The organism is Winogradskyella sp., assembly GCF_045105575.1.
Classification (GTDB): Bacteria; Bacteroidota; Bacteroidia; order Flavobacteriales; family Flavobacteriaceae; genus Winogradskyella.
This window is the reverse complement of sequence record NZ_JBGCDQ010000036.1, coordinates 89505-111824: the sequence shown is the minus strand read 5'-3', so window position 1 is coordinate 111824 and position 22320 is coordinate 89505. Positions and strand designations below refer to the sequence as shown.

The 22320-nt window shown below is 34.5% G+C and carries 18 protein-coding genes; 9 read left to right on the top strand and 9 right to left on the bottom strand.

Translation table 11 applies throughout. From position 1 onward, the window contains the following. Window positions 1–67 precede the first annotated feature (67 nt). Complete coding sequence (fumC, locus tag AB8B52_RS09280) at window positions 68–1465, bottom strand: class II fumarate hydratase (RefSeq protein WP_406027393.1); 1398 nt, start codon at window positions 1463–1465, stop codon at window positions 68–70. A 365-nt stretch (window positions 1466–1830) separates the two neighbouring features. Here fumC and AB8B52_RS09275 point away from each other — a divergent pair, with 365 nt between their 5' ends. The 6 genes from AB8B52_RS09275 (at window position 1831) to AB8B52_RS09250 (ending at window position 8250) form a co-directional block, all read left to right on the top strand. Next, window positions 1831–2535, top strand: a complete 705-nt coding sequence (locus AB8B52_RS09275) for an esterase family protein (RefSeq protein ID WP_406027391.1) — start codon at window positions 1831–1833, stop codon at window positions 2533–2535. A gap of 40 nt (window positions 2536–2575) precedes the next feature. After that, window positions 2576–3826, top strand: a complete 1251-nt coding sequence (locus tag AB8B52_RS09270) for a hypothetical protein (RefSeq protein ID WP_406027389.1) — start codon at window positions 2576–2578, stop codon at window positions 3824–3826. A gap of 60 nt (window positions 3827–3886) precedes the next feature. Next, window positions 3887–4981: a carboxylate-amine ligase gene (locus tag AB8B52_RS09265; protein ID WP_406027387.1), complete on the top strand. Its 1095-nt coding sequence runs from the start codon at window positions 3887–3889 to the stop codon at window positions 4979–4981. A gap of 20 nt (window positions 4982–5001) precedes the next feature. Further along, entirely contained in the window at window positions 5002–5817 is an 816-nt protein-coding gene (locus tag AB8B52_RS09260; protein WP_406027385.1) for a type 1 glutamine amidotransferase, read from the top strand. Between the two features lie 6 nt (window positions 5818–5823). Continuing rightward, entirely contained in the window at window positions 5824–7026 is a 1203-nt protein-coding gene (locus AB8B52_RS09255; protein WP_406027383.1) for a hypothetical protein, read from the top strand. A gap of 147 nt (window positions 7027–7173) precedes the next feature. After that, the gene (locus AB8B52_RS09250; RefSeq protein WP_406027381.1) at window positions 7174–8250 is read left to right on the top strand and encodes a glycosyltransferase family 9 protein; all 1077 of its coding nucleotides are present in this window, start codon (window positions 7174–7176) and stop codon (window positions 8248–8250) included. Window positions 8251–8316: 66 nt separating this feature from the next. On the opposite strand, the gene AB8B52_RS09245 is transcribed toward AB8B52_RS09250, so the two are convergent. The 4 genes from AB8B52_RS09245 to AB8B52_RS09230 all read right to left on the bottom strand — a co-directional run bounded on the left by AB8B52_RS09245 (window position 8317) and on the right by AB8B52_RS09230 (window position 13135). After that, a complete protein-coding gene (locus tag AB8B52_RS09245; RefSeq protein ID WP_406027380.1) occupies window positions 8317–9516 on the bottom strand; it encodes an acetyl-CoA carboxylase biotin carboxylase subunit family protein in 1200 nt (399 codons plus the stop codon). A 236-nt stretch (window positions 9517–9752) separates the two neighbouring features. Further along, window positions 9753–11165: a leucyl aminopeptidase family protein gene (locus AB8B52_RS09240; protein WP_406027378.1), complete on the bottom strand. Its 1413-nt coding sequence runs from the start codon at window positions 11163–11165 to the stop codon at window positions 9753–9755. Between the two features lie 7 nt (window positions 11166–11172). Continuing rightward, window positions 11173–11946, bottom strand: a complete 774-nt coding sequence (locus AB8B52_RS09235; RefSeq protein WP_406027376.1) for an alpha/beta hydrolase — start codon at window positions 11944–11946, stop codon at window positions 11173–11175. A 154-nt stretch (window positions 11947–12100) separates the two neighbouring features. After that, window positions 12101–13135 carry a hypothetical protein gene (locus AB8B52_RS09230; RefSeq protein ID WP_406027374.1) on the bottom strand — a complete coding sequence of 345 codons (1035 nt, stop codon included), beginning with the start codon at window positions 13133–13135 and terminating at the stop codon, window positions 12101–12103. 164 nt (window positions 13136–13299) lie between these two features. Between AB8B52_RS09230 and AB8B52_RS09225 the strand changes: the two genes are divergently transcribed. Together AB8B52_RS09225 and AB8B52_RS09220 are read left to right on the top strand one after the other, a co-directional pair. Next, on the top strand, window positions 13300–15723 hold the full coding sequence (locus tag AB8B52_RS09225) for a DUF2339 domain-containing protein (protein ID WP_406027373.1): 2424 nt from the start codon (window positions 13300–13302) through the stop codon (window positions 15721–15723). Then, window positions 15710–16939 carry a DUF3999 family protein gene (locus AB8B52_RS09220; RefSeq protein WP_406027371.1) on the top strand — a complete coding sequence of 410 codons (1230 nt, stop codon included), beginning with the start codon at window positions 15710–15712 and terminating at the stop codon, window positions 16937–16939. The genes AB8B52_RS09225 and AB8B52_RS09220 overlap by 14 nt, the downstream gene beginning before the upstream one ends. A gap of 3 nt (window positions 16940–16942) precedes the next feature. Here the strand turns inward: AB8B52_RS09220 and AB8B52_RS09215 are convergent, their stop codons facing one another. Genes AB8B52_RS09215 through AB8B52_RS09205 form a run of 3 tightly spaced genes read right to left on the bottom strand, consistent with a single transcriptional unit; the run spans window position 16943 to window position 21002 of the window. Continuing rightward, the gene (locus AB8B52_RS09215; protein WP_406027369.1) at window positions 16943–17797 is read right to left on the bottom strand and encodes an SMI1/KNR4 family protein; all 855 of its coding nucleotides are present in this window, start codon (window positions 17795–17797) and stop codon (window positions 16943–16945) included. Window positions 17798–17846: 49 nt separating this feature from the next. Next, window positions 17847–18521: an ABC transporter ATP-binding protein gene (locus AB8B52_RS09210; protein ID WP_406027367.1), complete on the bottom strand. Its 675-nt coding sequence runs from the start codon at window positions 18519–18521 to the stop codon at window positions 17847–17849. A 39-nt stretch (window positions 18522–18560) separates the two neighbouring features. After that, window positions 18561–21002, bottom strand: a complete 2442-nt coding sequence (locus AB8B52_RS09205) for a DUF5916 domain-containing protein (RefSeq protein ID WP_406027365.1) — start codon at window positions 21000–21002, stop codon at window positions 18561–18563. Between the two features lie 245 nt (window positions 21003–21247). Here AB8B52_RS09205 and AB8B52_RS09200 point away from each other — a divergent pair, with 245 nt between their 5' ends. Next, on the top strand, window positions 21248–21538 hold the full coding sequence (locus AB8B52_RS09200; RefSeq protein WP_406027364.1) for a hypothetical protein: 291 nt from the start codon (window positions 21248–21250) through the stop codon (window positions 21536–21538). Here the strand turns inward: AB8B52_RS09200 and AB8B52_RS09195 are convergent. Continuing rightward, the gene (locus AB8B52_RS09195) at window positions 21530–22291 is read right to left on the bottom strand and encodes a CDP-alcohol phosphatidyltransferase family protein (RefSeq protein ID WP_406027362.1); all 762 of its coding nucleotides are present in this window, start codon (window positions 22289–22291) and stop codon (window positions 21530–21532) included. The two genes, AB8B52_RS09200 and AB8B52_RS09195, sit on opposite strands and share 9 nt — an antisense overlap. Between the last annotated feature and the right edge of the window lie 29 nt (window positions 22292–22320).

The window sequence follows — 22320 nt, the reverse complement described above, 5'->3', positions numbered from 1 at the left end:
ATTAGTGTAAATATAGGCAAAATCTTCTTTAAATCGTATTTCGTCGAATATTTTAAGCGTTTTGTCGTTATTTTAAACTACCCACCATATTTTCTGGTTTTACCCATTCGTCATAATCTTCGGCGGAAACATAACCTAAATTCACGGCTTCTTCTTTTAAAGTCGTACCATTTTTGTGGGCTGTATTGGCAATTTCAGCCGCTTTATAATAGCCAATTTTTGTGTTTAACGCGGTAACCAACATTAAAGAGTTGTTTAACAATTCTTTAATTACTTGATGGTTAGGTTCAATACCACTAGCACAATGTTCATCAAAACTTATGCAAGCATCACCTATGAGTTGTGCAGATTGTAAAATATTTGCAGCCATCATTGGTTTAAAAACATTAAGTTCATAATGCCCTTGTGTGCCACCTACAGAAATTGCCACATCGTTACCCATAACTTGTGCGCAAACCATGGTTAAGGCTTCACATTGAGTTGGGTTGACTTTACCTGGCATAATAGAACTTCCTGGCTCGTTTGCTGGAATGATAATTTCACCAATTCCCGAACGTGGACCAGAAGCCATCATTCTAATATCATTAGCAATTTTATTTAAAGAGACGGCTAATAATTTTAAAGCTCCATGTGTTTCCACAATGGCATCGTGTGCAGCTAAAGCTTCAAATTTATTTTCTGCGGTTATAAAAGGCAAGTCTGTAAACTCTGCAATATATTTTGCCACTAAAACATCGTAACCTTCTGGTGTGTTAAGTCCTGTGCCAACAGCTGTTCCGCCTAAAGCCAATTCACTTAAATGTGAAAGTGTTGCTTCTAAAGCTTTTAAACCATGGTCTAATTGCGAAACATAACCCGAAAATTCCTGTCCCAACGTTAATGGAGTCGCATCCATTAAATGTGTACGACCAATTTTAACTACATTTTTAAATTCAATTGATTTTTTATGTAAGGTGTTTCGTAATTGAATCACTCCAGGAATCGTCGTTTCCACTACTTTTTTGTAAGCAGCAATATGCATACCTGTTGGAAAGGTATCGTTGGACGATTGCGATTTATTAACATCATCGTTAGGTTGAATGGTTTTTTCGCCTTCACCAATGACTTGTCCTGCAATTTGATGTGCTCTGTTAGCCACCACTTCATTAACATTCATATTACTCTGTGTGCCAGAACCCGTTTGCCAAATGACTAACGGAAATTGGTCGTTGTGTTGGCCTTCTAAAATTTCATCACAAACTTGGGCAATTAAATCGCGCTTTTCTTTAGCTAAAACACCGAGTTCGCAATTGGTGTAGGCAGCTGCTTTTTTAAGATAGGCAAAGCCATAAACAATTTCTAAAGGCATGGATGCCGAAGCACCAATTTTAAAATTATTACGAGAACGCTCTGTTTGCGCTCCCCAAAGTTTGTCAGCAGGGACATTAACCTCGCCCATGGTATCTTTTTCTGTTCTGTAAGTCATGTGTAAAGTATTTATCTTATTACAAAATTAAAGGTTTTGTGGGTTTAATAAAGTCTTGAAAGGAGTTTAATGTGAACAGGTTTTTATCAAAAAAGTTAATAAGTTTTAGCCTGAATTTATCAAATAGTGCGCTTTGATAATTTTTACGGATATGCTAAATTTTTACACATTTTTATGTTTAATCTTTAGAAATACGATCAACATTAAGGCTTCTTTTTATAATCAGTATTAAAAGTGATGACTAGAGTTTGATTTTTTGATCCTATTTAATTTGTAAACGCTTAGTTGTCAATAACAAAAACATCATTTATTCTTCCGAATAGTGTACTTTTGCTAGCTTAAATTTAACAATCGTTTATAAATACATGAAAGAAGAACACTTCAAATGGTATTCGCCAACATTAAGTAAGGATATTGAAATGCTTGTTTTTGGACATGCTGGTTATCCAGTGGTTTTATTTCCTACCACCATGGGAAAACATAACGAATGCAGAGATATGGGATTAGTAGAATCAGCCAGATGGTTTGTAGAGCAAGGTTTGGTGCAGATTTATTGTCCGGATAGTATCAACGAATTAAGTTGGTATAATAAAAATATTCATCCTGCGCAACGTGCACAAAATCATGCCGTTTATGATGAATTTATTATGAATGAAATCGTCAATAAAATCAGCACAGAAAAAGGCTTGCAAAAAGTTTGCGTTGCTGGTCCAAGTTTTGGTGGCTACCAAGCGGCAAATTTTGCGTTTAGACATCCAGAACGTGTAAGCCATATGTTCAGTATGAGCGGTTCTTTTGATATCAAATCGTTTGTAGACGGCCATTACGACGATAACGTGTTTTTTAATAATCCTGTAGATTTTTTACCAGGAGCAGATCATCCGGATTTATGGAACATGAAGATTGTCCTTGGAGTAGGCGAATGGGATATTTGTTTAGACGCTAATAAAAAAATGGCTAGTATTTTATCGGAAAAAAACATACCTTTCTGGTATGATGAGCATAAATGGGCTGAGCACGATTGGCCACTATGGAACAAAATGTTTCCACATTACTTATCAAAATTATAAACGAACACTTAATTAAACCAACTAACTAATTTACTTTAGCATGAGAAAAATAGGTATATTATTCGGTCAAGAAGATACATTCCCTTGGGCATTTATTGACAGAGTTAACGAAAAAATTAAAGCACAAGGTATCAAGAATATGATGGCAGAAGCCGTTTCAATTGATACGGTTGAGCAAGCAAAATCTGATGAGTACGCTGTTATTATTGATAGAATTTCTCAAGATGTTCCTTTTTATAGAGCTTATTTAAAAAATGCAGCGATTACAGGAACCGCTGTGATTAATAATCCATTTTGGTGGAGTGCTGACGAAAAGTTTTTTAATAACGCTTTAGCAGAATCTATTGGTGTTCCTGTGCCAAAAACCTTCATTTTACCATCATCGCATAGACCAGAAGGTACGGATGAAAATTCTTTTAGAAACATGAAGTTTCCATTTGATTGGGAAAAAATGTTTAAAACTATCGGTTTTCCTGCTTACATGAAACCACACGATGGTGGAGGTTGGAAAAGTGTTTACCGTGTTGAAAGTCCTGAAGATTTATGGGCAAAACATGGTGAAACTGAGAATTTAGTGATGATGCTTCAAGAAGAAATTAACTTTACGGAGTATTTTAGATGTTACGCTTTAGGTACGGATCAAATACATATTATGCAGTACGAGCCGAGAAATCCGCATCATTTGCGTTATGTTTTAGATGGTCCTCCTGTGGATAAGAAAATTTTAGATTTAGTTGAAAGCTATTGTATTAAATTAAACAAAGCTTTGGGCTACGATTTTAATACGGTTGAGTTTGCTGTTAGAGATGGTGTGCCTTACGCGATTGATTTTTGTAATCCTGCGCCAGATGCAGATATTCATTCTGTAGGACAAGATAATTTTGATTGGATTGTTGAGAATGCAGCAGATATGGCTATTGCGAAAGCAAAACAATACAAAAAAGGCAAAATGAACCTAACTTGGGGAACTTTTGTAACCGACCAAATGGCTGCGCCAAAAGCTAAAACCAAGTCTGTTTCTAAAGCTAAGAAGACCAAAGGAAAAGCACCAGTAACAAAAGCGGTTGCTAAGAAGCCAGCAATTAAAAAAGTAGCGGCAAAAAAGACTCCTGTTAAAATGGTAGCGGCTAAAGAAGCAACAGCAACAAAAGCAGTTGTAAAAAAGACTCCAGCAAAGAAAGCACCAGTGAAGTCGGTCTCCGCTAAAGCTGCAAAGACCAAAGGAAAAACCGTTGCTAAAAAGTCGCCAGCTAAAAAAGCTACAGTGACTAAGAAAGCTGCTAAAAAATAGATGACTAAAATAGCCTGACTATTTTTTAATAGTCAGGCTTAATCTAATTCCCTCTCATATATGAAGTTTACTTTAGGTATTGAAGAAGAGTATCAAATTATTGATCCTGTTTCTAGAGAATTAATTTCTCACGATCAACGGATTGTAACCGAAGCAGCCAAACTTCTTAATGATCAGGTGAAAGCAGAAATGCATGAAGCGGTTGTAGAAGTAGGCACAAATATTTGCGAAGATATTACAGATGCTCGTGAACAAATTTCGCATTTACGAAAATCAATATCAGGAATTGCCAACGATTTGGGTTTTAAAATTGGTGCAGCTGGTACACATCCATTTTCAAAGTGGGAAAACCAGCGCATTACACCAAACCCACGTTATGATGAAATTATAACTGAATTACAAGACACGGCACGTTCTAATTTAATTTTCGGCTTGCATGTGCATGTTGGGATGGCAGATAAAGAAATGGCGATACATTTGGTAAATGCCATGCGTTATTTTTTACCGCATTTATATGCTTTATCAACAAATTCACCATTTTGGGAAGGCAGAAATACAGGTTTTAAATCCTTTAGATCTAAGGTGTTTGATAAATTTCCAAGAACAGGAATTCCAGGTGTTTTTGAAAATTATGCACACTACGAAAACTATGTCAATCTTTTAGTGAAGACGAATTGCATAGACAATCCAAAGAAAATTTGGTGGGATATTAGAGTGCATCCCTTTTTTCCAACCTTAGAGGTTCGGATTTGTGATGTGCCATTAACCGTAAATGAAACCATTTGTATCACGGCGATTATCCAGGCTTTGGTTGCTAAATTGTACGATTTAAGAACGCATAATCTTAATTTTATGAATTACCATCGTGCGTTAATTAACGAAAATAAATGGCGTGCAGGACGTTATGGTATTGATGGTAAAATGATTGATTTTGGCAAAGAAAGTGAAGTAGAAACAAGATCTTTGATGTTAGAATTACTAGATTTTATTGATGATGTCGTAGATGACTTAGGCTCGCGTAAAGAAATAGAATACATGCACCAAATGCTTAAAAATGGCACAGGTGCAGACCGTCAATTAGAAATTTTTAAACAAACGAATGACCTTACTAAGGTTGTGGATTATATTACAGAACAAACCATTTCAGGATTATAAAAACCTACTTATATAGTACAATGAAAGAGAAGTTAACACTAGCTATTCTAGACATGAATAACGATGAACCCAATCAAGGGTTGCGTTGTATTAAAGAAATTGTAAGCCTATTTCATAACGAAGTAGATTTTCAAATCTTCAATGTTAGAGCAAAACAAGAAATTCCGGATGCCTCATTTGATATTTATATTTCAAGCGGAGGACCAGGAAGCCCATTAGACGAAGGAGCTTGGCGCAAACCGTATCTCGAGTTGATGCAAGAGCTTTGGGATTATAACAAAACTTCGTATCATCAAAAGAAATCCGTCTTCTTTATTTGTTATTCATTTCAAGTGATTTGCGATTATTTTAAACTCGGAGAATTAAAACCAAGACGAAGTACATCTTTCGGAATTTTAAGAGTTCATAAAACAAAAGATGGACATAATGATCTTATTTTAAATGGTTTAGACGATCCGTTTTATGCGGTTGATTCGCGCGATTGGCAGTTAATTCAACCCAATCTTAAAGTTTTTAAAAGTCATGGTGCAACCATATTAAGTAAAGAAAAAATTAGAACGCACGTAGAGTTAGAGCGTGCTATCATGGCCGTTCGTTTTTCTGATGAGTTTGTAGGCACACAGTTTCATCCAGAAGCAGAGCCTGTTAGTATGGAGGCTTATTTTGGTGAAGAGGAAAATAAGAAGAAAGTGATCGACAGTTTTAGTGAGGAAAAATACAATGAAATGATGGATCGTATCGATGATCCTGAAAAAATTGAGCGTACCTATAATACCATTTTACCAAAATTTATAGAGAACGCTATTATTCAAATTAAGGAACCTTTAATGTCATAAGTTAGGATGATAAAACATATCAGAGACGCGTACAATAGTAATTTTTCAGATGAAAAGTATGACGCTTTTTTGAAAGATATTGACACGTCATTTAATTATAAGGTGAAGTTTAAAATTGCAGAAACACCTGCGTTTTTGCCAAAGGCCTTAAAAGAGAAATTGGTTGAAGCTTGTGACGATATTATGTCGGTTATCAATAAACCCAATTTTAAAGCTTTAACGGATGGTGCTTTTTTCGATGCTTCAACGATTGTTCCTAATGAAGATGAACATTCAAAATTCATTCAGTTAGATTTTGGAATTTGTAAAGATGAAGCTGGAGATTTAACTCCCAAGTTAATTGAATTGCAAGGCTTTCCATCCTTGTATTATTTTCAAGAATTACTAGGACGAAAGTACCGTGAGCATTTTGGTAATGTGATTCCAGAGCATTTTTCGCAGCATTTAAATGGCATGACTGCCACTGATTATTTAGACTTGCTCAAACAGGAAATTGTTGGAGACACGAATCCTAAAAACGTCATTTTACTAGAAATAGAACCCGAATTACAAGCTACAGCTATCGATTTTTATGCTACAGCTGCCAAGCTTGGTATAAAAGTGCTTTGTATTACGAATTTGAAAAAGCGCGGAAAAACACTCTTTTACTTAGATGAAAATGGCAATGAGATTGACGTTTTAAAAATATACAATCGTATTATTTTTGATGAACTACATCAGCGTACGGATCTTAAAACAGAATTTAGTTTTCAAGATGAAATAGATGCGCAATGGATTGGTCATCCCAATTGGTTTTACCGAATTAGTAAATATACCATGCCTTTATTAAAAGGAGATTATGTGCCAAAATCTTATTATTTAGATCAATTAGAGCACATTCCAACGGATTTAGAAAATTATGTTTTAAAGCCTTTATACTCATTTGCAGGAGCAGGAGTAGAGATTCATGTCACTAAAGCCATGATTGATAAGATTTCTAATAAATCGAACTACTTACTACAAGAAAAAGTAGCCTATGCACCAGTTATTGAAACGATGGATGTGCCAGCCAAATGCGAAATTAGAATGATGCTTTTGCATAACTCAAAAACTAATAAAACTGAAATTGTTAGTAATTTGATGCGTTTAAGTAAAGGCGAAATGGTAGGCGTAAAGTACAATAAGGATAAAACTTGGGTAGGAGGTAGCACTGGTTTTTTTGAGATTTAAAGAAAACTAAATTTGTCTTAATTGTCAGTGTAATACGACTCGTATCAATTTCCGATTTTTTTGTCTTTAGAAATTTAGCTAATTTAGGCGATAGTAAGATAGCGGTAAATCCGTTTTGAGCTTTCATTTTTATATACCCTTAAAACAATGCTTTTAAAAAAACTAGATGATTATAGAAAAGTCATCATGCCAAAAATCACGGATAATATTGGTAAATCTCATTATCACAAAAAAGTAAAAGGGACTAAAAAAACAGTTATTAAAAACGTGTTGATTTGTCGTCCTAATCAAAGACTAGGTAATTTAGTGTTACTTACTCCATTACTACAAGACGTGGTAGCTACCTTTCCAGAGGCCCAAATAGATCTGATTGTTAAAGGAGGTTTGGCACCTATAGTTTTTAAGGAATATCAAAATGTAAATGACATCAGAATATTACCTAGAAAACCCTTCAAAGAAAAACGAAACTATCTAAAAATCTTTTTTTCAGTTAAAACCAAAAAATATGACTTGGTTATCAATGGTGATAAAGGATCGTCATCTGGTAAAATCTTAACCTATTTGGCCAACGCCAAGTATAAAATATTCGGTACACTTGAGCCCGATCTACATTTTGAAGATTATAGGCACATGGCTAAAAATAGTGTTTATAATTTTAGGCAGTATATGAAACTCATAGGTCATGACGTACCTGAAACTACAATGCCAAATTTAGATATAAAGCTTACTGATATTGAAAAAGCTAACGGTGCAAAGGTTTTAAATGCCTTACTTGAGGATACAGAAAAGCCAACGATTGGTATTTTTACTTTTGCAACAGGTGCAAAACTTTACCCAAAATCATGGTGGCAAGACTGTTACACCAAACTAAAATCGCAGTACGAAGACCGTTTTAATATCATAGAAATTTTACCAAAAGAAAACGTGTCTCAAATCGATTTTGCAGCCACATCGTATTACAGTGATGATGTTAGAGAAATCGCAGCAGTAGCCGGCCAAATGAAATTATTAATAGTAGCAGATAGTGGTATTATGCATTTGTCAAGTGCTTCCAAAGCCACCACCTTAGGTTTGTTTTCAGTAACAGACATGACCAAATATGGGCCTTATAACGGATTGAGTCAACCCGTTAATACCAACGATACGTCTATAGACGAGCTTTTATTAATTGTCAATGAAAAGATTGATGAAATAATGGCGAAAAAAGAAATACAAGAATTTTAATGATATTGAACAGTGAAATAAGTCTGATTCCAAATACTAACTTATAAATTTATACAAGATAATTATTTACTCCGATTTATCAGGCGCAGGCAAACTTGCATGAAATTCCTTTCCAATACGTTCGGTATACTGATCTAACAATTCCAAAACACGGTCGCTAGAATCGGATACAACTATGAGTCCAATATGCCAAGCTTTATCCATGCGCCAAGCAATTTCTTTATCTGTAAAGCTCGAGGTGTCTGGATGTTCGAATCGGCTTAAAGAGACGACGATACCTGCATATTGATTATTTATTTTAGGTAGTTTGTAAGCTGTTTTTTTGAGGTTGGCAGATTCTACTTTTGCCCATTCTGCCCAAAGGTTGATACCTGAAGCATATTGTACCATTTCAGCTAAATTAGCACCTCCAACTCGCGATGATGTTTCTAAAAAGAAGAGTTCTCCTGTGGCTTTAGATTGTATAAACTCGGTGTGCGACGCTCCAAATTGCATTCCAAAGGCTTTCATCACTTGTTTGTTCATTTTTTGAAGGTCTTTTTCAATTTTAGAACCAATTTTACTAGAAGCGGATCTAAATATGCCTCCACCATGAGCCACTTCAAAAGGGGTATCTAAATACTTACTGACTCTGGCAAAAACCACTTTTCCATCCACGTTTAAACCATCGACATGAAAGACATCACCTGGTGCAAATTTCTCAACTAAATAATTATCGCGTTCATCACCTAAATCATTGACGACTTGCCATAATTCATCTTTTGAGTGAATTTTTTTAATACCAGTCGCAGAAGCCTCCATTCTTGGTTTTATTAACCAAGGAGGACTCACACGATCTGCATAGTCATTAATTGTATCGTTATTGAATAAATCGGTAAATTCTGGAACATTAACACCTTCGGCTTCAGCTTTTATGCGCATAGCGAGTTTATCTCTAAAGTAATGTGCTGTGGTGCGTCCCATACCAGGCATTCTAAAATGTTCACGGAGTAGTGCTACTTTTTCCACGTCAAAATCATCGAGTGCGACAAAACGATCGAATTTTATGGTTCTGAATTTATAAGCAATGCCTTTTGCCACATCGTCTTGATTCCATTCTTCGATATAAAAGGTATCATCAATAGAATCCCAAGGCCAAGGTTCTTGATCGTACTTTTTTTTGGTTAATAAATAGACATTATGACCTTCAGCTTTGCAGCTTTTTAAAAAATCTTCACCTTTAAAGTAAGTGGAAACACAGAGGAAATTTAGTGGTTTGTTGGACATGGTTATGTTTTTAGAATTAAGACCGCTTTGCTGCTAGAGCTAAGAATCAAGACTTAGTTAGTTGACTATTTAAAAAAATCATTAAGTTACTAAAAATATTCAGTTATTGAATCTGAGCGACCAAATTATTGGTGCTATTTTAAGACCTAAGACCTAAGACCTAAGAACTAAGAGCTAAGACCTAAGAGCTAATGAGTAATAAAGCCCTAATAATTAACAACGCAATAACCCAATAACTACTTAACAGCTTTAGACTTCACAAATTCCGTAATCAATTGAATACCATAACCAGAAGCACTTTTCATCTTAGCATAAGGCGAACTTCCAAAGGAAACGCCTGCAATATCTAAGTGCATCCAATTTTTATGATCTTCTATAAAAGATTCTAAGAATTGCGCAGCATTAGTAGCTCCTGCCAAAGGCTTACCACTAAAATTTCTTAAATCTGCAATATCACTATGTAAATCGCTTTTATATTCTTCAAACATTGGTAATTGCCAAACACGTTCGTGAACTTTATATCCAATATCAGACATGGTGCTTGCCATTACTTTATTATGTGTAAACATACCAGCCGCTTCATAGCCTAAAGTTCTTACCACACTTCCTGTTAAGGTGGCTAAATCAATTAAGTATTCCGGTTTTATGTGTTTAACAGCATAACTTAAACCATCAGCTAAAACCAAACGCCCTTCGGCATCTGTATCAATAATTTCAATGGTTTTACCAGAGTAGGAGTCAATAACGTCTCCTGGTCGGTAACTTTCTGAATCGACTGCATTTTCTGCAGAGCAAACGATACCAACAATATTAATATCGAGTTTCAATTTTGCAACCAATTCTACTGTGCCTAAAACAACAGCAGCACCTCCCATATCACTTTTCATGTAATGTAGGTTGGTAGATGGTTTTATGGATAATCCACCAGAATCGAAGGTAATCCCTTTTCCAACCAGGCAGATATCTACTTTTTTACTCTTTTTTGGTGTGTATTCGTTAATAATCACCACAGGTTTGTTGACGCTGCCTTTTCCTACGGATAAAACGGCTTCAAAACCTTGTTTTTTCAGTTCTTTGTGTTTTAAAACGGTACATTTATAATCGGCATCTTTCGCTGATTTTTCTGCCCATTTTCCTAAAAATTCAGGTGTTTTAATATTTGGTGGTGCATCAACTAAGGCTTTAATTCTATTAATAGTTTCACCTGTGTAATGGCCTTCGTTTAAAATGTTTTTAATGGCATTTGAAGACGCGACAGCAACCGTTCTTTTAATCCCTTTTTCTTTTTCAGATTTAAATTCGCCAATCTCATACTGTGCCATTTCTAATCCAATAATGGCTTTTTTAAGTTCGTCTTGGTTTAAATCTTCAGCATAAAGTTGCATGTTTTTATCCCAATGTTTCTGCGTTTCAAAAGCTAATTTTTGAAACGTTTTTTCAAGCTGCGCACTATGTTTTTCTTTTCCTAAACCAATAAGGTAGATGCGGTTACCATCCTTACCGTAAAGTAATTGATGAGTAGAGAAACTACCATCAAAATCAGGTTTGGCTATGGGTAAAAAATCTTTGATACGCTCTAATTGATCCTTTCTACAAGGTAGAATGAAATCTTTTGAAGTGTCTATGGTTTTAATGTGCTTGTACGTCATAAAAAAATTAGGAATTAAAATAAAGCCATTTTACGGCTTTTGGGAATTCTTCGCGCCAATGCATTTCGGCATGGCTGCCATGTTCATTAATTGAGAAATGAAAATCGATATGATAACCTCTAATCATTTTCTCTTTTATAATACTGCCTAAACGTTTGGCATTAGGTAAATGTTCGGCACTTTCTTGTCCACCAGAATATAAGTAAATACGTGATTCTTCTAAGGGTTTAAACGATTTTGTGTTTTTGAAAATACGGTTAGAAATCCATAAACTTGGTGAAAAAATCATCAGTTTGCCAAAAACACCTGGATTTGATAATCCTGCATGAAGACTTATCAAAGCTCCCATGGAACTGCCACCAATACCAGTATGTTCAAAATCAGTTAAGGTGCGATAATGCGAATTGATATAAGGAATCAACTTTTCTATCATAAACTGAATATAAAAATCGCCTTTACCTTCACCAAAACGCGGATGGTAATAGGGCAGATATTCACTAATACGTTCCTCATTACCATGATCTATGGCGATAATGATAAGATCTCCATTGCCTTCTTCTGCTAATTTTGCTAAGGATTTATCAATCGCCCAATCGCCATAAGGTGCAGCCGGATTAAATAAATTCTGACCATCTTGCAAATAGAGTACAGGATAGCGTTTATCTGTGGTATAGTAATCGTGTGGTAATACTGCCGAAATCTTTCGCGTGGCATTAAGATGTGGAATTTCGTAAGCTTCTTCTAAAACTTCTATTATCGGTGCGAACTCCGTCACTGTCATAACATTTAAATTTAGGTCAAGAACTTCGTTATAATAATTGCTTTTGTTATTTTGATTCGGGTTAAAGCAAAAAAATGAAACACAAGTTCTAAGCGAAAATACTATTTTATGAAGTGTGAAACCAACTTTATTTCAACAGATTTTAACAAATGGGTTAGAATTTATAACCAAACTTAAACCCTAAGGAAAAATTGAATAATTCCCGATTGTCAATGTCTTCGACATAACGATCGTCTATGCCAAAAAAATCATCACTACTGCGTCTTATAATATCTGTAGCTGGATTGAATTGATTATCAGAATTTTTAAATACAATTTGTCTAAATCCAAAGCCAGAATAGATATCTAAAAACAAACCAATTCCGATGGGAATATTGATGCCGTATTTCAAATTAAAAACATTGACCGCTTTATTTACGGCAACGCGCTCACGTACAGTAAAAGCAAACATATCGTTTTCAATGGAGTAAACTAGATTTTCGTTAAATTGTTCTCTAATAAAACGTGCTTCTAATCCAAAATATTCATTAACTCTAGGGTCGTTAAAGACACTTACTATGTTATAATATTTAAGCTCCGTTCTAAATTCATGCCCTTTATTTTTAACAAGTTTGTCTTCAATATTATCTCTAAGTCGTTCGGAATAAACATTAGCATATTCAGCACTAACACTAAAATTATCAAGCGGAAAGTACTCAACTCCTAAAGATGCCATTGGCTGTGTAAAAACATCTATGGCAAGTAAAGGAGAGGTGTAAACTAAGGTAGTATGTTGTTTAAATGGTGCAATTTTTTCTGTAATCGTCTGAAAGCTTTGGGTCGTTGAATCTATTTTGAAATATAAATTACGTTGGTATGTAAATCGGTTGTGATTAGTGAGATCTATTAAAGTACCTACTCCGTAATTGAAAGGCATAAAGAGATTTGCATATATCATGCCTGAAACTTTTCTTTTAAAGGCAAAATCTGTTGTAATACTATCGTTACGCAATGTCAACCGTAGTGAATCTTTTGATCGCTTTGGGAAAATTCTAGTTTCGTCTCGTTCTACAACCAATGTTTCATCATTATAGGTAACGGTTGTATTTTCTGGTGCATGAACTCTAACGACTGTATTTCTGCCGTTTAATATTGAAGCACATGAATTGAAGCATAGTGCAATAATTGCGAGTAGGAATATATTTTTCAAATTAATGATTTAGTTTATAAATCTAAGATGAAGAAAATGTAAAAGGGTTGCGTCTGTTTTCAAAATAAAAATACAACTTCATGTGAGATAAGAGACGATTAAAATTTTAAAAACTATTTTAGCTTTGTCTTTGTGTTATTAAAAGACAACCAAATTGAAAACATATGGCACACAATCAAGAGATTATCAATAAGTTGATTGAAAAACTAGAGCTGCTTTTTAAGAAGCAAGCCGAATTTTCTTCCGAGATAACTAGTTTAAAGGAGGAATTGTACCGTTTGCAATCTGGCACAAGTCTAGAAACCTCTAAGGAGATTAAAGAAGATGCTCCAGAACTGTTGTCACCTATCGAACAAGAAGCGCTTGTTGAGATATTACCTGAAACTGAAGCGTCTTTAGAACAAGAACAAGAAAAAGAACAAGTAAAAGAACCAGAACCAGAACCTGTTTTTGAAGCTCAGAAACCAGATGACGCTCAGCCCAAATCAGAACCTGTTTATGCTACAAAAACACCTAAAACAAAGTCGAGTTTAGAGGCTTTTATAGGTGAAAATATCTTAAATAAAATAGGCATTGTCATCACCATTATTGGTGTCGCTATTGGTGCTAAATATTCTATTGAAAATGATTTAATTAGTCCACTTACTCGAATCATATTAGGCTATCTTACAGCTATTGGCTTATTAAGTTTTGGTATTAAACTCAAACCGAAATACGAATCGTACAGTGCTGTTTTAGTCAGTGGAGCCATCGTTATCCTATATTTTATTACCTTTTTTGCATACAGCTTTTACGAACTTATTCCGCAATTACTAACCTTTGTGCTCATGGTTGTTTTTACTGCGTTTACCGTCGTTGCAGCCATAAGTTACAACCGACAAGTTATTGCACATATCGGTTTGGTAGGTGCTTACGCAGTACCATTTTTGTTGAGTGATGGTTCTGGTCAAGTAGAAATCATGTTCAGCTATATGGCCATTATTAATATTGGGATTTTAATTATATCCTTCAAAAAATACTGGAAATCACTTTACTATTCCGCCTTTATTTTCACATGGCTTATCTTTTCATTTTGGTACTTTTTCGATTATTACCAAGAAGCACATTACACGATAGGACTCACATTTTTAGCGGTATTTTTCTTAATATTTTATATCACATTTATTGCCTATAAACTATTGAAGAAGGAAGCCTTTAACTCTGGTGATGTGGTTTTGTTACTGCTAAATTCCTTTATATTTTATGGCTTTGGCTATGCTATTTTAATTGGTGACGATTTAGGCTCGCAATTATTAGGCTTGTTTACACTCGGTAATGCCGTTATTCATTTTATAGTTAGTGTCCTTTTTTACAAGTTAAAACTAGGCGACAAAAAGTTGTTTTACTTAGCCTCAGCGATGGTATTGGTATTTATCACCATCACGATTCCGGTACAATTAAATGGCAACTGGGTGACTTTATTGTGGGTAAGTGAGGCGGCTTTATTATTCTGGTTGGGTAGAACTAAGGGGATTTCGGTTTACGAAAAATTGTCTTACCCATTAATGGTATTAGCATTTCTGAGTATTCTCGAAGATTGGTCTAACGCTTACGGTTCTTATTATGATGTTGGTATAGCAGATGCGACGACGTCCATTTTCAATATTCATTTTCTCACCTCACTTTTATTTGTGGCAGCTTTTGGTAGTATTGTTTGGTTGAGCAGAAAGGAAGCCTATCCATCTGCATTTAAGACTGATTCTGTTTGGAATCGACTCTTCACTTATGCCATTCCGGCTGTATTTGTGTTTAGTGCCTACTACGCTTTCAGACTCGAAATTGAAATGTATTGGGATCAATTATTCTATACCACAGCAGTGGAAACGCTTAGTGAAACCAACTATAATAATACGGTTAAGAATTACGCTTTAAAAGATCTTAAAACCATTTGGGTTCTTAATTACTCATTAGTGTTTATGGCATTATTGTCTTATGTGAGTCTGTCTTTTATCAAAAATAAAATTCTAGAAACGATTGCGATAGGTCTTACTGTAGCTACTATTTTTATATTTTTAGTACAAGGTTTATACGTCCTTAGCGAATTAAGAGAAAGTTATTTATCTCCTTCAGAATATTTTGCGCAGAATAGCTTTTATTTAGGCATACGCTATGTGTCATTTGTGTTTTTAGCTTTGGCATTATTTACCTGTTATCGATTTATAAAGCGTGAAGGCATTTCCAAAGGCTTCAAAATTGCTTGCGATATTTTACTGCATGTTTCCATTATTTGGGTATTGAGCAGCGAACTTATTCATTGGATGGATATGTTTGACTCCAATCAATCTTACAAACTTGGTTTAAGCATACTTTGGGGAGTTTATGCATTCCTGTTAATAGCCTTTGGTATTTGGAAAGACAAAGCCTATTTGCGCATTGGAGGCATTATTTTCTTCGGTATTACCTTAGTAAAACTCTTTCTTTACGACATTTCGCACCTCAATACCATTTCAAAAACAATCGTCTTTGTTTCGCTTGGTGTGTTGCTGTTAATCATTTCATTTTTATACAATAAATTCAAAAATCAGATCACAGATGATGCTAAAGACTAAACTATTAATCGCCTTTTTTATTGGCTTTACGACGTTTTGTGTGGCACAAATAGACAGGTATAATTATAAGCGTTCCTTAAGTAATATTAATGAGGAGTGGCATCAACTCACCATTCCAAATGCCGTATTCGGAAAGTTGAATACCGATTTTTCTGACATCAGAATATTTGGTATTACACCTCAAAAAGATACCATACAAGCTCCTTATTTTCTGAATGAGTTGTTAGGAAAAGTGGTTCATAAAACCATTCCTTTCGCTATTATCAACAAAACCAAAGGCGCTGATGGCTATTATTTCACTTTTCAACTAGATGCTAATGAAAGTATCAATCAAATTAATTTGAATTTTAGTGACCAAAATTTTGATTGGAAAGTTGATTTACAAGGCAGTCAAAACCAACAAGAATGGTTCACGATTCTTGAAGAATATAGAATACTTTCTATTAAAAATGAATTGACTAATTTTAAATTTACCAAACTCAACTTTCCTGAAACCAAATACCGATTTTACAGACTTTTAGTAAAGCACGATGCACAGCCAGAATTAAATACGGCTCAACTTTCTAAACACGATTTTACCGAAGGGAATCACCAAACGCATCCGATTAAAACCATAAAAAACGTAACTGATAAAAAATTAAAAACCACAACGCTTCATTTAGAATTAGAAGAGCCATTGCCATTAAGTCAATTAGATATCGATGTAAGTAATACATTTGATTATTACAGACCTTTAAAAATTGAATATAAAAGCGATAGTGTACAAACCGAAAAAGGATGGAAGTACCGATATAAAACCATAACAAGCGGCACTTTAAACTCGCTCGAAGCCAATCGGTTTAAATTTACGAGTACTGTGGCAAAGCATTTAAAAATTACTATTTATAATGGAGATAATCAACCTTTATCTGTTACTGATGTTGCTGTAAAAGGATATCAATTTCAACTTATTGGACGGTTTACAGAACCTGCAAATTACATGTTGGTTTATGGTAAAACTTTAGATAGAATACCTAATTATGACATTGTAAAATTTGAATCAAAAGTACCTGAACAACTAAAAGCATTGCAAATAGGCGAGGAGCAGGTAATTATAAAGTCTGAATTAAAAAAAGCAGCACCTTTATTTGAAAATAGCTATTGGCTTTGGGGAATTATTGGTGTCGTGATTTTACTTTTGGGTGGGTTTACTTTAAGGATGCTGCGGAAGAGTTAGTTACTATTCTTCGTCAATTTCTCCCATTCGTTCGTTTATAAAATGGAAAAATTTTGTTTCTCCAGATATTTCCCATGTTTCGTGATCCCAATCGACTGTTGCGTTGCTATTGTTTTTGTAAAAGCATTGCGCATTTCCAGAACCATCGGGAAAGAATTCTAATAAGTCACTAAATTCATAACCTTCTGGGTTGGTATTGTTTTCTTTACTAATAGGATTCATTAGTTCTGCCATAATTTTTATTTCGGCATTTGACATAATATAATTAGCACCATAAATGTCTCCAAATCCATCATGAATGGTATAAAATGTTTTTAAATCCTCTGGAATATTCCATTTAAAATTGGCTAAATTAGTATTAGGACTTGGATTTAGAATAGGTGCTCTACCTGTATATATTTTAAAATATTCCCGATTATCATAGAGTTTCATATCTAATAGATAATGTAATTGCCAACAGTCTTCTTTTTTCTCTGCATATATAAACTGACAACGCGTTATCATTGCATCTATAAGGTCTGGAATGTTTTTTAAAATGGATTTAAAATTTGTTTTTATAAAACCTTCAACATTGTGATTATTTAAATAAAACCAAGGGGATTCTTTTGGAAACTCGCCAAGCTGAAAGTAATTAGAACTATTACTGCGTTCATAAATGAGTTTAATCGCTTCGAAACCGTATTGTGTTATTATTTTTTTCTCTAGGTTGGTTGTTCTAATATATTCAGTGTTAAAGTCTTTTGCCTTATCGCTTTGAAGTAGATTTTTGATTTCAATTTTTAATTCAGGTGTTAATTCATCATAATTACTTTTGTGATTATGCTGACTATTTCCCTTAAAAAATGACCAAATGCTCATAATTATAATGATATGGTTTATTAGTTGCTTCAATGTTCAAAAAAAATGCTTAAATCATAATCTTACCATCAACCATAGTCAGTTTTCGGTCTGCCATTGCGGCTAATTCTTGGTTGTGCGTTACAATCACAAAGGTCTGATTAAATTCATCTCTCAGTTTGAAGAATAAATTATGTAGTTGTTCGGCAGATTCGCTATCTAAATTACCAGAAGGTTCATCGGCAAAAATGATATTTGGTCTATTGATTAGAGCTCTTGCTACAGCAACACGTTGTTGTTCTCCGCCAGACATGCTGTTGGGCTTGTGGTGAATCCGTTCCTTTAAGCCTAAATAATCTAACAATTCTATGGCGCGTTTTTCGGCTTCTGCTTTTGGTGTGTTATTTATAAACGCAGGAATGCAGACATTTTCTAAAGCTGTAAACTCTGGCAATAACTGATGAAACTGAAATATAAAACCAATATTTTTATTTCTGAATTTCGCTAAGGCCTTGTCATTAAGACTTTTTATCGATTGATCGTTGATGACTAATGCGGTGTCTGACTCATAATCTGGCTTATCTAAAGTCCCTAAAATTTGAAGTAAGGTCGTTTTACCAGCACCAGAAGCGCCAACTATAGAAATAATTTCGCCCTCTAAAATGCTTAAATCAACACCTTTTAAAACTTGAAGATCGTTATAGGCTTTCTTAATCTGTGTTGCGGAAATAACAGTTTTATTCATACGCTGTGAAAATAAGACTTAATGTATGATTTTACAATACTAAGAGGCAGATTTGTTTTTACCAAATACAGACTGAATCCCTTTAAAATCTATAAAATATTGTAAACGCAGTGAAAAGGTATTTTGAACTGGCTGGTTAAACAGTAAATCTAAGCTCTCATTAAAGTTATCTTGTACATTTTCATCATTACTAAATAACTGATTACGATACAAAAAAGTTAAAAAACTGCCTTGTACAAATTGCCAAGAATAACTCAAATCAATATTCCAAGTACTAAAATTAATATTAGGATTATTGCTTACATTATTAATAGTGTAGCCAGCAGCCGTTGTTAAACGGCCATTATCTAATAAGGTAAACAGATCCGTATCATAATCTACCGTATCCCAATAATGTCTAAAACTTAGTGATAATGAATGGAAAGGATCAAAATTATAATTGCCAGAAAGCGTGTTGGTGATTCGTTGTCTGTTACGTTCACCAAAAATGGGTTCGTCATTTTCTCTTGTCGCAAAACCACGATCTCCATTTCTAAAATCGAAATTTAGGCCATAAACTAATAAGAGTTTATCACTGACTCTGACGCGTGGTTCAATTTCAAAATCATAGCGAAAGAAATCTCTTCCATCTTCAAAAAGTGCACCGACATTCGCTCTTAAATCTATGGCAAACACACGATTGTAGTTAGATGAGAACCAACCACCTGTACTTGCAAAATTTTCATAGATAAAGGCTCTGCCATCTCTCGATTCGAAAAAATCGTATTGTTTACCAGGCTCAATATTTAATCTAAATCCGAATGTATCGAGTGATCGCAGAGAAGCTCTGTAACCTCCACCAAAATTCATTTGCGAAAACACATTGGGATCAACAAGTCTACGATAGTTAACAAAACCATTAATTCTGTAGCTATTAAAATTACCGCTTGGCTCGAAGGTTTCATAGGAAATGTCAGATCCAAAATCATTTCGGTTATTTCTAAGATTAAGACCTAAATCGTTAATATCATATTTAGTATCTGCAAAGCGATGATCAAAACTGTATCTTAAATTACCATGAACTTTACCAACAAAGAGAAAACTACTAAACCCAGTTTCTAATTCTGAATTTTGGTCGTTGACGTTACTCATTCGTAATTCCGTATTTATTCGGTACGTATTACGTTTGTTAATAAGATCGGCCACTACAGCAGTCGCATTACCATCTCTAAACCCACCATTTCTTGTAACATTGGTATTTATTAAGCTAACTGAAGAATTACCATTAAACTGTTGATCGACGACTAAAACATTGTAGTTTGTTAATGGTTCTACAACAGTAGTCCTTTGATCTCCAGTTATTGTATCTGTTATGGTTGCTCTTGTTTTTTCGGTAATGGCATTAAAAAATCCAATACCAAGGCCTTCTTTAGTTCTACCAGAAACTTTTAGTGCGTTTAGTACTTTTGTCTCTCTTGGTGCGTTGCCTACTTCGTCCGTATCTAAATTTAAGGAACCACTTGGTGCATTTCCAATACGTCGCGAAAAGAATAAGCCTCCTTTAGAAAATAAATCAACACCTTCCGTAAAAAATTGCCGTTGTTCTCTGAAGGTCTGTTCAAAAGGACCAAGGTTAAGTACCACGTTATCAAAGCCAGCCTGACTAAAATCTGGTACCAACGTGGCATCGAGTGTAAAATTATCGGTAAGTCCGTATTTAACATCCATACCAAAAGTGAGATCGGTATCGGTATTTCCATTGAAATCATTTAATATCCCTGTAGAAAAAGGATATAGATTTAATCGGATTGGTGGTTTAATACCATCTAAACCCTTGAGTTCTCCATGATAAAGACCAATATTCCCTTTCGTAGGATCTATAGCATTCCATGTGTATTGTGCGCGTTCGCGTCTAAATTGTCTGTGCAATTGTAAACCCCAAGTTGGTTTTTCTTGATCTTCAAAACGCAAGGTTCTATAAGGAATTTCTATTTCTACAACCCAGCCGTCGTCTACAATTTTCACTGAACTTTGCCAAACGGCATTCCAGCCAAAATCCTCTCCAATACTCGGATTAGAAATGGCGTCTGCTTGCTGTCCTGAACTAAATACGAAAAAATTGGTGTCGTTTTGAGAGTCGTTATTTGGATTCAATACTACGGCAAAAAAATCGGCTTGTCCAAAATTATCACGAGCAGTTAGTTGCTTCATAATTAAATCTGGATCATCATATAAATGTGCACCAATATAAATGGCCTTATCGTCATAAGTGATTTTAACTTCGGTACGTTGATTTTTTGCTCTAATATTTCCAATTTCAGGTCTAAATTGCACAAAATCTGTGGCTATTTCTGCATCTGCCCAAACCGCTTCGTTTAAGACTCCATCTATTTTAGGTGCACGTTCAGCTCTTGTGATATTAAGATTTTTCTTAGCTTGAGCCGAAACTTGAGTAACAAGTATCTGAAGTGTAAATAGAAGAAATAGAGAACGTAAGTTCATAAGTATTTGATATCGAAAAGGCTATGTTTTTAATTCGGTTAATTAGGTGTGCTATTTTTACACAGTGCAAATCTACATAGCTCACGGAAGTCCTGCTCTTAATTAAACGTTAAATATATATGCAGTAGACGTTCTTTAAATCCGAGAATATGGCAGTACCTATCTTTTGGAATACTTATTGCTTTGTTTGAATTGATATTACATTCAGTTTTTTTTAAAGCTTCTGAAAAATTTATTAGAATAACATGAAAAAATACCAAAAATTAGGACTCAGCATTTTGTTTGATGCTTTAGGTTATGTCTCGTTTTTAATACCTGGCATAGGTGAGTTTTCAGATATTATCTGGGCACCAGCTTCTGCGTGGCTTATGACTAAACTTTATAAAGGTAAAATAGGAAAAATTGCAGCTGTCGTTACTTTCGTTGAGGAAGCCTTACCATTTGCAGATGTGCTGCCAACATTCACTCTTATGTGGTTTTATACTTATGTTTTTAAACGTGAAAATAATGAAAAAGCGGTTGAACGCTTAAAGTAATTTTCTAATCGCTATAAAAATAAAAATCATCACAGAATAGCCTATAAAAAACGGAATTATAAACTCTTTTAAACCTGCAACTAGCATAATAGCAATGATTAAGAGTTGAAAACCTAAACCAAAGGTAGAAATAGCTGTCATGAGCCATTTTGGTAATACTTTACCTTTTGAAGCACTTTGATCTAAGAAATAAATGGTTTTATCAAAGCCTCCATAGAGTACTTTGTAAATGCCAAATAAAACATTGACGTTCTTTTGCTTTTCACCTTTTAAAGCGATTGGAGTTTTATCCTCAAATACACGACTTGTGGTATCTCCATTAAATCGATTTCTTAAAATTACGTAGTAATAGTTGTATAATGTACCTTGTAATTGGATGCCTAAAAATGCCAGAATCGTATACCAAATATTAGCATCTGTGATGTACCATAAGGACAGAAAGATTATGGCATTAAGAATAATATCTGCAACAGAATCTAAATAGCGACCCGTGTAAGAAGGTGTTTCTTTAATACGCGCTAATTCGCCATCAGCAGCATCTAAAATAGATTTAAAGATGAGAAAAAAGGCAGCGAACCAATAATAACCGTTTAAAATGCAAGCCACAGCAATGAGTCCTGAGATAATAAACCATATGGTAACATCTACAGGAGTATATTTTGTGTCTTTTAATGCGGTTGAAATGACTCTGGCAACTGGTCTGCCGTAATCTGAAAGGTCAATAAATTTGTGTGCTTTTGGTAATTTAGACATGTAACTTTAACAGAATCAGTTATGCAGAA

Bases quoted from the DNA above. Each gene is read 5' to 3' on its own strand.
- fumC (WP_406027393.1), bottom strand. From the start codon at position 1,465: ATGACTTACAGAACAGAAAAAGATACCATGGGCGAGGTTAATGTCCCT.
- AB8B52_RS09275 (WP_406027391.1), top strand. From the start codon at position 1,831: ATGAAAGAAGAACACTTCAAATGGTATTCGCCAACATTAAGTAAGGAT.
- AB8B52_RS09270 (WP_406027389.1), top strand. From the start codon at position 2,576: ATGAGAAAAATAGGTATATTATTCGGTCAAGAAGATACATTCCCTTGG.
- AB8B52_RS09265 (WP_406027387.1), top strand. From the start codon at position 3,887: ATGAAGTTTACTTTAGGTATTGAAGAAGAGTATCAAATTATTGATCCT.
- AB8B52_RS09260 (WP_406027385.1), top strand. From the start codon at position 5,002: ATGAAAGAGAAGTTAACACTAGCTATTCTAGACATGAATAACGATGAA.
- AB8B52_RS09255 (WP_406027383.1), top strand. From the start codon at position 5,824: ATGATAAAACATATCAGAGACGCGTACAATAGTAATTTTTCAGATGAA.
- AB8B52_RS09250 (WP_406027381.1), top strand. From the start codon at position 7,174: ATGCTTTTAAAAAAACTAGATGATTATAGAAAAGTCATCATGCCAAAA.
- AB8B52_RS09245 (WP_406027380.1), bottom strand. From the start codon at position 9,516: ATGTCCAACAAACCACTAAATTTCCTCTGTGTTTCCACTTACTTTAAA.
- AB8B52_RS09240 (WP_406027378.1), bottom strand. From the start codon at position 11,165: ATGACGTACAAGCACATTAAAACCATAGACACTTCAAAAGATTTCATT.
- AB8B52_RS09235 (WP_406027376.1), bottom strand. From the start codon at position 11,946: ATGACAGTGACGGAGTTCGCACCGATAATAGAAGTTTTAGAAGAAGCT.
- AB8B52_RS09225 (WP_406027373.1), top strand. From the start codon at position 13,300: ATGGCACACAATCAAGAGATTATCAATAAGTTGATTGAAAAACTAGAG.
- AB8B52_RS09220 (WP_406027371.1), top strand. From the start codon at position 15,710: ATGCTAAAGACTAAACTATTAATCGCCTTTTTTATTGGCTTTACGACG.
- AB8B52_RS09215 (WP_406027369.1), bottom strand. From the start codon at position 17,797: ATGAGCATTTGGTCATTTTTTAAGGGAAATAGTCAGCATAATCACAAA.
- AB8B52_RS09210 (WP_406027367.1), bottom strand. From the start codon at position 18,521: ATGAATAAAACTGTTATTTCCGCAACACAGATTAAGAAAGCCTATAAC.
- AB8B52_RS09205 (WP_406027365.1), bottom strand. From the start codon at position 21,002: ATGAACTTACGTTCTCTATTTCTTCTATTTACACTTCAGATACTTGTT.
- AB8B52_RS09200 (WP_406027364.1), top strand. From the start codon at position 21,248: ATGAAAAAATACCAAAAATTAGGACTCAGCATTTTGTTTGATGCTTTA.
- AB8B52_RS09195 (WP_406027362.1), bottom strand. From the start codon at position 22,291: ATGTCTAAATTACCAAAAGCACACAAATTTATTGACCTTTCAGATTAC.